The following is a 13,861-nucleotide window of genomic DNA, read 5'->3' as shown; positions in this document are numbered from 1 at the left end:
CCGGGTCAAATAACCGTGATTAGCCTGATGAGGAGATAATCTGAGAGTCCGAACCAAGGGCTTTTCAGAATATCGACTGATCTCGCGACCAGTTGTGATAATCATAGCGATTCTCATTACCAAGTCAACTGCTGTTTTTTCATTTCTGTCGTTTTGTCCCGGCAATGGCGTAAACGCCCCGTGAATACGGGCGTCAGGTCTGGGCTGTGAGCTGCTTGTTGAGCTGATCGATACGCCGCGCCATGCTTTCGATCAGGCTGTGGGCAATTTTCGGATTGGTGCGGGTCATGCTCAGAAACTGATCGCCTGGAATCAGCATCACAGTACTCGCCTCCCGGGCAATCACCGTGGCATTGCGCGGCTCGCCAGTGAACACCGCCATTGCGCCGAATATTTCATCCTTGGGGACGTCGCCTACCTTGTGCCCGTTAACAAATGCTTCGGCGTGTCCTTCGATAATCACGAACACATGGTCGGCGACATCGCCCTCGCGAATCAGGACGTCTCCGGCTTCAACCCGCTTGAAACCATTGGTGCTGCGAAACTCACGCGGCTTGAACTCGGCAACGGCGTGAGCCAGCAGCGCCATTTGCCCGAGCAGGTAGCGCAGAAACTGCTCCGAGCGCGATGAGTCTCTATACACATGTTGAAACAAATCGCTTCGGCGATAGGGCAGTAATGTCAGCGAGTTGTCTGAGTACAGCGTGCAATCCGCCCACTCCGGTCCCTGCTGCAAGCCGATCAAATCTCCCTCGTGCCAGTAGAACAAGCCGCGACCACTGAGTCGGCCGGTAATGACACCTTGCGTGAGCAAGAACAACTGATCGTCCGGCAAACGTGCCAACAGATCATCCGTGGCTTCCATTTCCAGGGCCGGCCCGCACGGCGCCAGGCCTTCGAGCCATTGCGCAGGCAAGCTCTGCAAGTGGTTGATCAATGCATCGGCCTGGGCCGATTGTTCCCCGAGCAGGTACATGGCGGTCAGTGCCCGTCAGTTCTTGTGGCGAGAGGAAATGGCTTCCAGCTGCTTGTTCAGCGCATCCTTGCGTTCGGCGGGAATGTCGTTCCAGTGCACGTCCATCAACGCCCCTTCGATCGCGTACAACAACACCTTCGACGCCCGGAACCCGCGTGTGCGCACAGCCCGGTAGGCATCCACCGCGCCCAGGCGACGCAAGTCGGAGGCGCTATGGATGCCCACGGCATGCAGCCATTGCGCCGACGTCTTGCCAAGATTCTTCAGGTGTTGCAGTTCATCATTCATCAAGCCTCCTTGCGACGGCCGAATGGTGCGTGGGCGAGCTTCTCAGGAGTGTAGCCATCAGTAGGAAAAGCGTGGTTGTTTGGTCGGATTCGACGCAAACGCTTCTAAGAAACCGCAGTTTTCGCTGATGAATCAGGATGGGGAGGGCGCGGGAGAATTACCAATAGCACGCAGTCCAGCGCAAAGCGGGGGCGCTGGACGGTTCAGGTTTTTAAAAGCTTCAGCGAGTGCGATAACGCAGGCGCGTACCGAAATTCATCGACATCAGGATTTCGTCGGCACTCAGCTCTGGCGGGAAGTAGGCCCCGGAAATCTGCGCATGAGCGAGGCTCGCGCCTTCCAGCGAGGCGTTGCGAAAGTCGATGCCGCGCAGGTCGGCGGAACGGAAGTAGGCGTCCCGGAAATCCACGCCATCGGCGTTCAGTTCACGCAGGTCAAGACCGCGAAAATCACCGCCAACCATGTCGATCGGGCCGTCTTTCGGGCGTTCATTGTTGAAACCTGTGATGTCGTCCTTGTGCAGCAAGGCATAAAGCGGGGTGTCGAGAAGTTTCGGCTGGCTCATGTCAAATCACCTGTTGGTTTTATGACGCCAGTATAGTGCCACTATTTGACGGCCGTGAAGCGAGCGAGGGCTTCACGGCCGAAATAGTTTTTTACAGACCTGGCAGGCGCTGGCGGATCTGCGCCACGACGGTGTCCAGGGTGCCGGATTCATTGGTCTGCACGCGTTTGCTGCGCAGGATTTCTTCCGGCGTCAGGGCTTCGCGGTTGGCCTGTTGTGCTTCTATTACGGCGAGGGTCGCGTCGGACGGATCCTTCTTGTCCGCCTGACGAATCGCCAGCCAGCTCTCGATCACGGCCTGCGGAGCATTGCAGTCGAGAATCAGGAATGGCGCGCCAGTGGCTTCGGCGACCTTGGCGGCGTTGTCGCGTTGTTCGCGCTTGAGGTAAGTGGCGTCGATCACCACCGGGAAACCGGCGTGCAGGATCACTTCGGCGATTTCATGCAGGCGAGCATAAGTCGCGGTGCTGGCATCGGCGCTGTAGATCCCGGCCTGAACATCATTGGCAACGGTTTGCTCACCGAACAGACGCTTGCGCTCGACATCGGAACGCAGGCGGATCGCGCCCAGCGCTTCCACCAGGCGCATCGCAACATGGCTTTTGCCTACAGCGGACACGCCGTGGGTAATCGCCATGAAGCGCGAAGGAATGGTGCTGTAGCTTTCCGCCAGGTTGGCGTAGTTGCGGTACTGGCGCAGGGTGGTGGCGCGCTGCACCGGAGTGGCGTCGGCCGGCATGCTGAACAGTGCGACTTTCGCACGCACCAGGGCGCGGTAAGCCTTGTAGAAGTTCAGCACTTCCAGGCCTTTATAGTCGCCGGTCAGTTCCAGGTACTGGCTGATGAAGCGACGGGCCAAGGATTTCAGGCCACGGTCTTCCAGGTCCATTGCCAGGAAGCCGGTGTCGGCCCAGACGTCAGTAAAGCGGAACGGTTCGTTGAATTCGATGCAGTCGAAGATCACGACGTTGCCGTCGATCAGCGTGGAGTTGCCCAGGTGAATGTCACCGTGGCATTCGCGAGTGAAGCCGTCAGCCTTGCGTTGGGCGAACAGTGGCTTCAGGCGATCGAAGCTGCTTTCAGCCCACGCTTGCAGGGCATCGAGTTGCAGCAGATCGTTCTTGTCGCTGAGGAACGGCAGGATCTGTTCGAAATTCTGGCGCACCGGCGCCATCACGCTTTCAGGCGTGCCGGCATCGTGTTCCGCCGGGACTTTCGGCGCGTTGAGGTGGAAGCGGGCGATCTGCTCGGCCATCGCGTCGACGTGCGCGGTGGTCAGCTCGCCGTTGGCTTGCAGGGTGCTGAGCAGGCCGGTCTGCGGGAACTGGCGCATTTTCAGCAGGTATTCGATGGCCGGGCCTTCGCCACCCAGTTGCGGGGCTTCGGCAGAGCCGGTGACTGGAATCACTTCCAGATACAAATCGTCGGTCAGGCGCTGGTTCAGGCGCAGCTCTTCACCGCAGAAGTGCTCGCGCGAATCGAGGCTGGTGAAGTCGAGGAAACCGAAATTCACCGGTTTCTTCACTTTATAAGCGTAAGGGCCGGTGAGCAGCACCCACGAGATATGGGTTTCGATGACCTGGAACCCTTCGACGGGGTGCGGGTAGAGGGCCGGGTTTTGCAGGGCAGCGATCAGGGACTGGCTCACGGACGATCCTTCAGAGTCTGGGGGAAATTCAAGGCGGTCATTATGGCCGCTCGCCAGCCCGACGCAAACCTCGGAGCGCTCCTGTTGAGTATGAATAAAGTGCGTATAATCCGCCGCCATGACTCGTACTCGATCCCCCCGTACCCCAAAAAAACCAGCTTCCCGGGGCCTGCGCCCATGGTTGGGCTGGGCCCTTAAACTCAGTCTGGTCGGCCTTGTGGTGCTGGCCGGCTTCGCCGTTTACCTCGATGCCGTGGTGCAGGAGAAGTTCTCCGGCAAGCGCTGGACCATCCCGGCCAAGGTGTACGCGCGTCCGCTCGAACTGTTCGTCGGACAGAAGCTGAGCAAGGACGATTTCCTCACTGAACTCGATGCCCTGGGCTATCGCCGCGAAGCCGTGAGCAACGGTCCCGGCGCGGCGGCGGTCAATGGCAACACGGTCGATCTGAATACCCGTGGCTTCCAGTTCTACGAAGGCCTCGAGAAACCGCAACCGGTGCGCGTGCGCTTCTCTGGCGATTACGTGGCCGAACTCTCGGCGACCAACGGTTCGAAGCTCTCCGTGGTACGCCTGGAGCCGCTGATGATCGGAGGTATCTACCCGAAAAACCTCGAAGACCGGATTCTGATCAAGCTCGATCAGGTGCCGCCGTATCTGCTGGAGACCCTGGTTGCCGTGGAAGACCGGGATTTCTACAGCCACTGGGGCGTGTCGCCGAAATCGATTGCCCGCGCCGTTTGGGTGAACACTTCGGGCGGCAAGATGACCCAGGGCGGCAGTACGCTGACCCAGCAACTGGTCAAGAACTTCTACCTCACCAACGAACGCAGCCTGACCCGCAAGCTCACCGAAGCGATGATGGCGATGCTGCTCGAGCTGCATTACGACAAAAAGGAAATCCTTGAGGCGTACCTCAACGAAGTCTTTGTCGGTCAGGACGGCCAGCGTGCGGTGCACGGTTTCGGTCTGGCCAGCCAGTTCTTCTTCGCCCAGCCCTTGTCCGAGTTGAAGCTGCATCAGGTCGCGCTGTTGGTCGGCATGGTCAAAGGTCCGTCCTATTACAACCCGCGTCGCAACCCGGAGCGCGCGCTGGAACGACGCAATCTGGTGCTCGACGTGCTTGAGCAGCAGGGCGTCGCTTCCGCCGAACAAGTGGCCGCCGCGAAGAAAATGCCGCTGGGCGTGACCACACGCGGCAAGTTGGCCGACAGTTCTTTCCCGGGCTTCATCGATCTGGTCAAGCGCCAACTGCGTGAAGACTATCGCGACGAAGACTTGACCGAAGAAGGCCTGCGGATCTTCACCAGTTTCGATCCGATCCTGCAGATGAAAGCCGAAGCGTCGGTCAACGACACCTTCAAGCGTCTGTCCGGTCGCAAAGGTTCCGACGATGTGGAAGCGGCGATGGTCGTGACCAACCCGGAAACCGGTGAAGTCCAGGCGATGATCGGCAGCCGTCAGGCAAGTTTTGCCGGATTCAACCGCGCACTGGACGCCGTGCGGCCGATCGGGTCGCTGGTCAAGCCTGCGGTTTATCTGACGGCACTGGAGAAACCGAGCCAGTACACGCTGACCAGTTGGCTGTCGGATGATCCGCTTTCCATCAAGGGCGCAGACGGACAGGTCTGGAAGCCGCAGAACTACGACCGACGGTCCCACGGTACGGTGTTCCTCTATCAAGGGCTGGCGCACTCCTACAACCTGTCGACCTCGCGTCTCGGCCTGGCGGTGGGTGTTCCGAATGTCCTCAAGACCATCGGGCGCCTGGGTGTGACCCGTGAGTTCCCGGCGTTCCCGTCGATGCTGCTCGGCGCTGGCGGCATGACGCCGATCGAAGTTGCGACGATGTACCAGACCCTGGCCAATGGTGGTTTCAATACACCGATGCGCGGGATTCGCAGCGTGCTGACTGCCGAGGGCGAGCCGCTCAAGCGCTATCCGTTCCAGATCGAGCAACGGTTCGATCCGGCCTCGATCTACCTGATCCAGAACGCCATGCAGCGGGTCATGCGTGAAGGTACTGGTAGTTCGGTTTATAACGTGTTGCCAAGAACCCTGACACTGGCGGGCAAGACCGGTACCAGTAACGATTCGCGCGACAGCTGGTTCGCCGGTTTCAGTCAGGATCTGCTGGCGGTGGTCTGGCTCGGCCGTGACGACAACGGCAAGACGCCGTTCACCGGGGCCACCGGTGCGTTGCAGGTCTGGACCAGCTTCATGCGCAAGGCCGACCCGCTGCCGCTGGACATGCCGCAGCCGGATAACGTGGTGCAGGCCTGGGTCGATTCGCGTACCGGCCAAGGCTCCGATGCCAACTGTCCGGGCGCCGTGCAGATGCCGTATATTCGCGGCAGCGAACCGCCACCCGGCGCCTCCTGCGCGGGCGAAAGCCCGGCATCGGGCGAGTCGGTGATGGATTGGGTCAAGGGCTGGATGAATTAAGCAAAGAGGGTTTCAAGTGAACAAGTGGTTGATTCCAGCGGTGACCGCCGTGGCTTTGCTCAGCGGCTGCTCCACCGTACAGCGTGGTTCGATTCCGGTTGTGGACTCTGGCACCGCCGTGTCCAACAGCGAGCGCATTTCGGCCAACGGCGGTTTCCGTCAAACGACGGTGAAGCGTCCTGCACAGGCCCAGACCCAGGCGATCCCGCAAGGCGATACCGGTGTGGTGGTGATGGTGCCGGGCGGCGCAGCGGCTTCGGCACCGATCAGCACTTCGCCGATCGTTCCGGGCCCGGCGTCCGGCGGCATCACGCCGGGGCCGTATAACCCGTCTGCGGTCGAGTCGGCGCCGATCAGCTCCGGCAGCTACAGCATGCCTTCGACGCCGAGCGGCATCCCTTCGGCCAGCAGTGGCGGCGGTCTGTCTGCCGATGAACAACTGGACGGTCCGGTGCTCGCACTGTTGAGCACTGCGCAACAGCAGCAGGCCGGTGGCGACCTCAACGGCGCGTCCTCCAGCCTGGAACGCGCCCAGCGTGTAGCGCCGCGCGAGCCGCAAGTGCTTTACCGTCTGGCGCAGGTGCGCATGGCCCAGGGCGATGCGCCGCAAGCCGAGCAGACCGCTCGCCGGGCACTGACCATGGCCAATGGTCGTCCGGACTTGCAGGCCAGTCTGTGGGAATTGATCGCTCAGGCACGTGAGAAACAAGGTGATTCCGCCGGCGCCACTCTGGCCCGTCAGAAGGCCAAGGTTTCGCTGTGATGGACAGTCGTTTCTCCAAAGTCGCCGATCAATTGCTGTTGATCGAACGTGAATTGCGCGCCCAGGGCTGGTGGGATGACGTCCAGCCCTCGGTCGAAGCCCTGAGCAGTGTTGAGCCGTTTTCGGTCGACACCCTCGATTTCGAGCAATGGCTGCAATGGATCTTCCTGCCGCGGATGAAGATGATCCTCGAACAGGATCTACCATTGCCCAATGCCTCGGGCATTCAGGAAATGGCCGAGATGGTTTTCGCCCAGCGCAACCTGCAGGGCAAGGATCGGCAGCTTCAGGTATTGCTCAAAGAGTTCGACCTGCTGATCACCGCTTCGCGCTGAACCGGGAGCTGCCAGTCGTTACTGGCAGTTTTCCGCAATCTGTTTTTGTGCCTCCGCAGTACGTTGCTGACGCTGGTCGTCGCTCAGTCGCCGCAATTCTCCCTCTACTTCCTCCCTCAAACGCGGATTGTTCTGCAGCTGTGCGAGATTCGTGCGCGCCTGTTCGCAAAATGCCTTGAGCTGATTCTGTTGCTCGGCCACTTGCTTCTTGACCTTGTCATCGATGGCTTTCTGATCGCCCAGCGCGCCGCTGCCAGGTAATGCGGCCGGTATTGGTGCGGGAGAGGAGGGCGTCTTCACGGCGGTGGATGACTGCCCTTGTGGTGGCTGTTGATCGAAATGGGTGACGCCCTGGGCATCGACCCATTTGTAGATCTGACCGGCCATACACCATGGGCTGGCGCCGATTAACAGAGTTAAGAGAAGCGTTCGCATGCTGATTCCTTGGCAAAACTGCGCAATTGAAGCTAACAGAGTAGCGGTTTCCAGGTTTTTTCTTGCGTTCTCATGTGCTTACCCACAATTAAGCACATAGACGGCTTGACTTGGAGAGGGCGAAACAGAAGAATCCAAAGTCCGCTGTACAGGGACTGCCAGAAGCAGACCCTCTCGGCAGATCATGAGGCGCATATCCGCGTCGACCTGTTACACCCGCAACGCGTTACCTCGCGCTGGGTGGGAAAGGCCCGCAACACTTGGGACGATCCCAATACTTGCTCAGTCAGTGCTGACGTAGTCGGCGACCACCGTCGCTCATGCTCTGCCGAGAAGTAAACCTATTAAGACCCGTTCGCTTTTTTGTGGACGGTATTCTGGCGTTTTAGAGGTGAACAACGTGGAGCTTTTATCTGGCGGTGAGATGCTCGTCCGCTTTTTGCGTGACGAAGGCGTCAAATATATCTACGGGTACCCGGGTGGTGCTCTCCTTCATGTTTACGATGCCCTGTTCAAAGAACCGGAAGTGACCCACATCCTGGTTCGTCACGAACAAGCGGCTACCCATATGGCTGACGGCTACGCCCGTGCCACCGGTAAAGCCGGCGTGGTATTGGTGACTTCCGGTCCAGGCGCCACAAACGCCATCACCGGTATTGCCACTGCCTATATGGACTCGATTCCAATGGTGATCATTTCCGGTCAGGTGCCAAGCACCATGGTCGGCACCGACGCGTTCCAGGAAACCGACATGATCGGTATCTCCCGGCCGATCGTGAAGCACAGCTTCATGATCAAGCACGCTTCGGAAATCCCGGAAGTCATGAAGAAAGCCTTCTACCTGGCGCAATCCGGTCGTCCGGGCCCGGTCGTGGTCGATATCCCGAAAGACATGACCAACCCGGCCGAGAAGTTCGAATACATCTTCCCGAAGAAAGCCAAACTGCGTTCCTACAGCCCGGCCGTTCGCGGTCACTCCGGGCAAATCCGCAAGGCGGCAGAAATGCTCCTGGCGGCCAAGCGTCCCGTGCTGTACTCCGGCGGCGGCGTGATCCTCGGCAACGGCTCCGCGCCGCTGACCGAACTGGCGCAAATGCTCAACCTGCCGGTTACCAATACCTTGATGGGCCTGGGTGGCTACCCTGGCACTGACCGTCAGTTCATCGGCATGCTCGGCATGCACGGCAGCTACACCGCGAACCTTGCGATGCACCATGCCGACGTGATCCTGGCAGTCGGTGCGCGTTTCGACGATCGCGTTATCAACGGCGCGCCGAAGTTCTGCCCGAACGCCAAGATCATTCACATCGACATCGACCCGGCTTCGATTTCCAAGACCATCAAGGCCGACGTGCCAATCGTGGGTCCGGTGGAGAGCGTCCTGACCGAAATGGTCGCGATCCTCAAGGAAATCGGCGAAACCCCGAACAAGGACGCCGTTGCCAGCTGGTGGAAGCAGGTTGATGAGTGGCGCGGTGATCGCGGCCTGTTCCCTTACGACAAGGGCGACGGCAGCAAGATCAAGCCACAGACCGTTATCGAAACCCTGTGCGAAGTGACCAAGGGCGACGCCTTTGTGACCTCCGACGTGGGCCAGCACCAGATGTTTGCTGCGCAGTACTACAAGTTCAACAAGCCGAACCGCTGGATCAACTCCGGTGGCCTGGGCACGATGGGCTTTGGTCTGCCGGCCGCGATGGGTATCGCGCTGAGCTTCCCTGACACCGATGTTGCGTGCGTCACCGGTGAAGGCAGTATCCAGATGAACATCCAGGAACTGTCGACCTGCCTGCAATACGGTTTGCCGGTCAAGATCGTCATCCTGAACAACGGTGTTCTGGGCATGGTTCGTCAGTGGCAGGACATGAGTTACGGCAGCCGTCACTCGCACTCCTACATGGAATCCTTGCCTGATTTCGTCAAGCTGGCTGAAGCCTATGGCCACGTCGGCGTGCGCATCACCGAATCGAAAGATTTGAAGTCGAAGATGGCAGAAGCGTTCGCCCTGAAGGATCGCCTGGTCGTGATCGATATTTCGGTCGACACCAGCGAGCACGTCTATCCGATGCAGATCAAAGACGGCTCGATGCGCGATATGTGGCTGAGCAAGACGGAGCGTACCTAATCATGCGGCACATTATTTCCTTGCTTCTGGAAAACGAACCCGGTGCTTTGTCTCGCGTAGTCGGCCTGTTCTCGCAGCGCAACTACAACATCGAAAGCCTGACCGTGGCGCCAACCGAAGACCCGACCCTGTCGCGTCTGACGCTGACCACGGTCGGCCACGATGAAGTCATCGAGCAGATCACCAAAAACCTGAACAAGCTGATCGAAGTGGTCAAGCTGGTGGACCTGTCGGAAAGCGCTCACATCGAGCGTGAACTGATGCTGGTCAAGGTCAAGGCCACTGGCGCCCAGCGCGCCGAGATCAAACGCACCACCGATATTTACCGTGGACAGATCGTCGACGTCAGTGCCAGCGTTTATACCGTTCAACTGACCGGTACCAGCGACAAGCTCGACAGCTTCATTCAGTCCATCGGCACCGCATCGATTCTGGAGACCGTCCGCAGTGGCGTCACCGGTATTGCCCGCGGCGACAAAGTACTCAGCATCTAAACCAAATTAGCGAATGGCCTGAACGGCTTGGATATAAAGGGGAAATTCATGAAAGTTTTCTACGATAAAGACTGCGACCTGTCGATCATCCAGGGCAAGAAGGTTGCCATCATCGGTTACGGTTCCCAGGGCCACGCCCAGGCGTGCAACCTGAAAGACTCCGGTGTCGATGTTACCGTTGGTCTGCGTAAAGGTTCGGCCACCGTTGCCAAGGCAGAAGCCCACGGCCTGAAAGTGACCGACGTGGCTGCCGCTGTTGCCGGCGCCGACCTGGTCATGATCCTGACCCCGGACGAGTTCCAGTCCCAGCTGTACAAGAACGAAATCGAGCCGAACATCAAGAAAGGCGCCACCCTGGCCTTCTCCCACGGCTTCGCGATCCACTACAACCAGGTTGTTCCGCGTGCCGACCTCGACGTGATCATGATCGCGCCGAAAGCCCCGGGCCACACCGTACGTTCCGAGTTCGTGAAAGGCGGCGGCATCCCTGACCTGATCGCGATCTACCAGGACGCCTCGGGCAACGCCAAGAACGTTGCACTGTCCTACGCCGCTGGCGTGGGTGGCGGTCGTACCGGCATCATCGAAACCACCTTCAAGGACGAGACCGAAACCGACCTGTTCGGCGAACAAGCCGTTCTGTGCGGCGGTACCGTTGAGCTGGTAAAAGCCGGTTTCGAAACTCTGGTTGAAGCTGGCTACGCGCCGGAAATGGCCTACTTCGAGTGCCTGCACGAACTGAAACTGATCGTTGACCTCATGTACGAAGGCGGTATCGCCAACATGAACTACTCGATCTCCAACAACGCTGAATACGGCGAGTACGTGACGGGTCCGGAAGTGATCAACGCCGAATCCCGTCAGGCCATGCGCAACGCCCTGAAACGTATTCAGGACGGCGAATACGCCAAAATGTTCATCAGCGAAGGCGCAACCGGCTACCCTTCGATGACCGCCAAGCGTCGTAACAACGCCGCTCACGGTATCGAAATCATCGGCGAGCAACTGCGCTCCATGATGCCGTGGATCGGTGCCAACAAGATCGTCGACAAAGCCAAAAACTAAGTCGTCGAACCTTGTACGAAAAAACGCGGCCTCGGCCGCGTTTTTTCGTATGGGCGGGCGGTTCTGGTATAAAGCTGCATCGTTTGTGGCCGAACCGTCGTCCCAGACACCTGTCGAAAATGTCCAATCCGTTGCAAGGTACTGTCCATGAGCGAACGTCCCGAAGAGCCGAACCAGGCTTCCGACGCCGAAAGCCTGCTGCCCATCGATGAGCACATCGAAGAAGGGCATGACGCAGAAGGCCGTAAGGTCCGGCATCGCGGTATCTATCTTCTGCCGAATCTGTTCACCACTGCGAACCTGTTCGCAGGGTTCTATTCCATCATCAACTCGATGAGTGCCCAGGCTGCGCTGAGCGCCGGTGACTCGGCGAATGCGAGCAAGTACTTCGCCTTTGCCGCCATCGCGATTTTTGTCGCCATGGTGCTCGACGGTCTTGATGGTCGCGTAGCGCGCATGACCAATACCCAAAGTGCCTTCGGCGCCGAGTACGACTCGCTGTCGGACATGGTCGCCTTTGGTGTCGCGCCGGCGTTACTGGCATTCGGCTGGGCGCTGGGTGACATGGGCAAGGTCGGCTGGATGGTTGCCTTCATTTATGTGGCGGGTGCGGCATTGCGTCTGGCGCGCTTCAACACTCAGGTGGGTACCGCCGACAAGCGCTACTTCATCGGCCTGGCCAGCCCGGCTGCTGCCGGTGTGGTTGCGGGGATTGTCTGGGCGTTCAGCGATTACGGGATCCAGGGTTCGAAGATGTCATTCCTGGTTGCGCTGATGGTGGCCGCCGCCGGCATGCTGATGGTCAGCAACATCAAGTACAACAGTTTCAAGGAGCTGGACTTGAAGGGGCGTGTGCCTTTCGTGGCGATCCTTGCCGTGGTGCTGGTCTTCGCCGTGGTGTTCAGCGATCCGCCTCGCATTCTGCTGCTGGTGTTCCTCGCCTACGCCGCTTCGGGTCCGGTGCAGTATTTGCTGCATCTTCGTCGTCACAAACACGCCGAGTGATGTAATTTCCCTCATACTCCGCAGTCTATGGTGCATCTGTCCTCCAAAGCTGCGGAGTTGCCATGCTGATCAAAGTCCCCAAAGCGTCCGACTGCCATGAGTCGGACGTCACGCCTGAATCCATTTATCTCTCTCGCCGACAATTGCTCGGAGCCACTGCGGCCGGTTTAGCCATGAGCAGTCTGCCGCGCTGGGTCAGTGCTGAAGAGGCTGCCCGCTATGCCGATGTCGAAGCCGGTAAGGCGCCCGCCTGGTTTGCGGAGAAGCTGCCCTCTGTCAAATGGGGGGCGGTGAACGTCAAGGATGAGGCGATCACACCTTTCAAAGACGCCACCCATTACAACAACTTCTATGAGTTCGGTACCGACAAGGGTGACCCGGCAGCCAATGCCGGTTCGTTGAAAACCGAACCGTGGAGTGTTGTCGTGGACGGGGAGGTGGGTAAACCGGGGCGTTATGCTCTGGAAGACTTCATGAAGCCTTACCAGCTGGAAGAGCGTATTTATCGCCTGCGCTGTGTCGAGGCGTGGTCGATGGTGATTCCCTGGATCGGTTTCCCCATCTCGGCGTTGTTGAAGCAGGTAGAGCCCACTTCCAATGCCAAATACATTCGCTTCGAAACCTTGCAGGACCCGAAGAGCATGCCCGGACAGCGTTCGGGATTTGCCCTGATCGACTGGCCTTATGTAGAAGGTTTGCGTCTGGATGAGGCGATGAATCCCTTGGCGATTCTGGCGGTGGGTATGTATGGCCGCGAATTGCCAAACCAGAACGGTGCGCCGTTGCGTCTGGTGGTGCCCTGGAAGTACGGCTTCAAGAGCGTCAAATCCATCGTGCGGATCAGTCTGGTCAGCGAGCAGCCAAAGACAACCTGGCAAAGCATTGCGGCGGATGAATATGGGTTCTATGCGAATGTGAACCCTACAGTCGACCATCCACGCTGGACTCAGGCGCGGGAGCGGCGATTGCCTAACAGTCTGTTCAAGCCGAATGTGCGTGATACGCAGATGTTCAACGGCTACTCGGATGAGGTCGCTTCTTTATATACAGGGCTCGATCTGCGGAAGAACTACTGATGCGATATCCGATCTGGCGCGTAGGCGTTTTCCTGGCTGCGGCGATCTGGCCGCTGTTCTGGTTCTATCAGGCTTTTGCGGATCTGCTTGGGCCGGATCCGGGAAAAGTCCTGGTTGATCGATTGGGGCTTGGGACATTGGTATTGCTGTTGATCACTCTGAGTATGACGCCGTTGCAGAAACTTACAGGGTGGGCCGGGTGGATTGCTGTGCGCCGTCAGTTGGGGCTCTGGTGTTTTGCCTATGTGGTTCTGCATCTTTGCAGCTATATGGCGTTCATTCTCGGTTTCGACTGGTCGCAACTGGGTGTCGAGTTACGCAAGCGTCCCTACATCATTGTGGGTGCTCTGGGTTTTCTGGGGTTGCTGGCGTTGGCGGTTACCTCCAACCGATACAGTCAGCGTCGTTTAGGTACGCGCTGGAAGAAGTTGCACCGGCTGGTGTACGTGATTCTCGGGCTGGGATTGCTGCATATGTTGTGGATTGTGCGTGCTGATCTTAAGGAGTGGGCAATCTATGCCTTTATAGGTGTTTTCCTTTTGGCGCTGCGTATTCCTCCATTGACCCGCCGGATCCCGCGTTTGATGGGTAAAAAGCAGGTTTTTCAGGAAAAGCGAAATTAAGAGTTGACGGCAGATTCTGA

General features: G+C 58.7%; 14 protein-coding genes. 9 read left to right on the top strand and 5 right to left on the bottom strand.

Annotation, left to right across the window (positions count from 1 at the left end; genetic code table 11):
* Positions 1–193: 193 nt before the first annotated feature.
* The 4 genes from KJY40_RS25765 to KJY40_RS25750 form a co-directional block, all read right to left on the bottom strand.
* Positions 194–976, bottom strand: coding sequence for a Crp/Fnr family transcriptional regulator (locus KJY40_RS25765; protein WP_230733538.1), 783 nt, complete (start codon positions 974–976; stop codon positions 194–196).
* Positions 977–991: 15 nt separating this feature from the next.
* Complete coding sequence (locus KJY40_RS25760) at positions 992–1,264, bottom strand: TfoX/Sxy family protein (protein WP_003228231.1); 273 nt, start codon at positions 1,262–1,264, stop codon at positions 992–994.
* Between the two features lie 220 nt (positions 1,265–1,484).
* On the bottom strand, positions 1,485–1,829 hold the full coding sequence (locus KJY40_RS25755; RefSeq protein ID WP_007959639.1) for a pentapeptide repeat-containing protein: 345 nt from the start codon (positions 1,827–1,829) through the stop codon (positions 1,485–1,487).
* A gap of 91 nt (positions 1,830–1,920) precedes the next feature.
* Positions 1,921–3,477 (bottom strand): bifunctional aminoglycoside phosphotransferase/ATP-binding protein, encoded by a 1,557-nt coding sequence (locus tag KJY40_RS25750; protein ID WP_230733537.1) that lies wholly within the window; start codon positions 3,475–3,477, stop codon positions 1,921–1,923.
* A gap of 118 nt (positions 3,478–3,595) precedes the next feature.
* On the opposite strand from KJY40_RS25750, the gene mrcB reads away from it, so the two are divergent.
* Genes mrcB through KJY40_RS25735 form a run of 3 tightly spaced genes read left to right on the top strand, consistent with a single transcriptional unit; the run spans position 3,596 to position 7,018 of the window.
* Positions 3,596–5,920 (top strand): penicillin-binding protein 1B, encoded by a 2,325-nt coding sequence (mrcB, locus tag KJY40_RS25745; protein WP_230733536.1) that lies wholly within the window; start codon positions 3,596–3,598, stop codon positions 5,918–5,920.
* A 16-nt stretch (positions 5,921–5,936) separates the two neighbouring features.
* On the top strand, positions 5,937–6,683 hold the full coding sequence (locus KJY40_RS25740; protein ID WP_127799936.1) for a tetratricopeptide repeat protein: 747 nt from the start codon (positions 5,937–5,939) through the stop codon (positions 6,681–6,683).
* Complete coding sequence (locus KJY40_RS25735) at positions 6,683–7,018, top strand: YqcC family protein (protein WP_064599443.1); 336 nt, start codon at positions 6,683–6,685, stop codon at positions 7,016–7,018. Before KJY40_RS25740 ends, KJY40_RS25735 begins: the two co-directional genes overlap by 1 nt.
* A gap of 18 nt (positions 7,019–7,036) precedes the next feature.
* Here KJY40_RS25735 and KJY40_RS25730 read toward each other — a convergent pair whose 3' ends face one another.
* Positions 7,037–7,453: a DUF4124 domain-containing protein gene (locus KJY40_RS25730; RefSeq protein ID WP_230733535.1), complete on the bottom strand. Its 417-nt coding sequence runs from the start codon at positions 7,451–7,453 to the stop codon at positions 7,037–7,039.
* 400 nt (positions 7,454–7,853) lie between these two features.
* Between KJY40_RS25730 and KJY40_RS25725 the strand changes: the two genes are divergently transcribed.
* The 6 genes from KJY40_RS25725 to msrQ all read left to right on the top strand — a co-directional run bounded on the left by KJY40_RS25725 (position 7,854) and on the right by msrQ (position 13,841).
* Positions 7,854–9,578, top strand: coding sequence for an acetolactate synthase 3 large subunit (locus tag KJY40_RS25725; protein ID WP_230733534.1), 1,725 nt, complete (start codon positions 7,854–7,856; stop codon positions 9,576–9,578).
* 2 nt (positions 9,579–9,580) lie between these two features.
* Positions 9,581–10,072 (top strand): acetolactate synthase small subunit, encoded by a 492-nt coding sequence (gene ilvN / locus KJY40_RS25720; RefSeq protein WP_003176102.1) that lies wholly within the window; start codon positions 9,581–9,583, stop codon positions 10,070–10,072.
* A 48-nt stretch (positions 10,073–10,120) separates the two neighbouring features.
* Positions 10,121–11,137 carry a ketol-acid reductoisomerase gene (gene ilvC, locus KJY40_RS25715; protein ID WP_007959661.1) on the top strand — a complete coding sequence of 339 codons (1,017 nt, stop codon included), beginning with the start codon at positions 10,121–10,123 and terminating at the stop codon, positions 11,135–11,137.
* A 147-nt stretch (positions 11,138–11,284) separates the two neighbouring features.
* Positions 11,285–12,142, top strand: coding sequence for a CDP-diacylglycerol--serine O-phosphatidyltransferase (gene pssA / locus KJY40_RS25710; protein WP_007959662.1), 858 nt, complete (start codon positions 11,285–11,287; stop codon positions 12,140–12,142).
* Positions 12,143–12,204: 62 nt separating this feature from the next.
* Positions 12,205–13,218: a protein-methionine-sulfoxide reductase catalytic subunit MsrP gene (gene msrP / locus KJY40_RS25705; protein WP_230733533.1), complete on the top strand. Its 1,014-nt coding sequence runs from the start codon at positions 12,205–12,207 to the stop codon at positions 13,216–13,218.
* Entirely contained in the window at positions 13,218–13,841 is a 624-nt protein-coding gene (msrQ, locus tag KJY40_RS25700) for a protein-methionine-sulfoxide reductase heme-binding subunit MsrQ (RefSeq protein WP_064599436.1), read from the top strand. Before msrP ends, msrQ begins: the two co-directional genes overlap by 1 nt.
* Positions 13,842–13,861 lie beyond the last annotated feature (20 nt).

The organism is Pseudomonas fitomaticsae (genome assembly GCF_021018765.1).
Lineage (GTDB): Bacteria > Pseudomonadota > Gammaproteobacteria > Pseudomonadales > Pseudomonadaceae > Aquipseudomonas > Aquipseudomonas fitomaticsae.
This window is presented reverse-complemented; position numbering and strand designations above follow the sequence as displayed.

What these genes read in the sequence shown, in the direction of transcription:
- msrP (WP_230733533.1), top strand. Translation starts at nt 12,205, where the DNA reads ATGCTGATCAAAGTCCCCAAAGCGTCCGACTGCCATGAGTCGGACGTC.
- ilvC (WP_007959661.1), top strand. Translation starts at nt 10,121, where the DNA reads ATGAAAGTTTTCTACGATAAAGACTGCGACCTGTCGATCATCCAGGGC.
- ilvN (WP_003176102.1), top strand. Translation starts at nt 9,581, where the DNA reads ATGCGGCACATTATTTCCTTGCTTCTGGAAAACGAACCCGGTGCTTTG.
- msrQ (WP_064599436.1), top strand. Translation starts at nt 13,218, where the DNA reads ATGCGATATCCGATCTGGCGCGTAGGCGTTTTCCTGGCTGCGGCGATC.
- KJY40_RS25735 (WP_064599443.1), top strand. Translation starts at nt 6,683, where the DNA reads ATGGACAGTCGTTTCTCCAAAGTCGCCGATCAATTGCTGTTGATCGAA.
- KJY40_RS25755 (WP_007959639.1), bottom strand. Translation starts at nt 1,829, where the DNA reads ATGAGCCAGCCGAAACTTCTCGACACCCCGCTTTATGCCTTGCTGCAC.
- KJY40_RS25730 (WP_230733535.1), bottom strand. Translation starts at nt 7,453, where the DNA reads ATGCGAACGCTTCTCTTAACTCTGTTAATCGGCGCCAGCCCATGGTGT.
- KJY40_RS25765 (WP_230733538.1), bottom strand. Translation starts at nt 976, where the DNA reads ATGTACCTGCTCGGGGAACAATCGGCCCAGGCCGATGCATTGATCAAC.
- KJY40_RS25760 (WP_003228231.1), bottom strand. Translation starts at nt 1,264, where the DNA reads ATGAATGATGAACTGCAACACCTGAAGAATCTTGGCAAGACGTCGGCG.
- pssA (WP_007959662.1), top strand. Translation starts at nt 11,285, where the DNA reads ATGAGCGAACGTCCCGAAGAGCCGAACCAGGCTTCCGACGCCGAAAGC.
- mrcB (WP_230733536.1), top strand. Translation starts at nt 3,596, where the DNA reads ATGACTCGTACTCGATCCCCCCGTACCCCAAAAAAACCAGCTTCCCGG.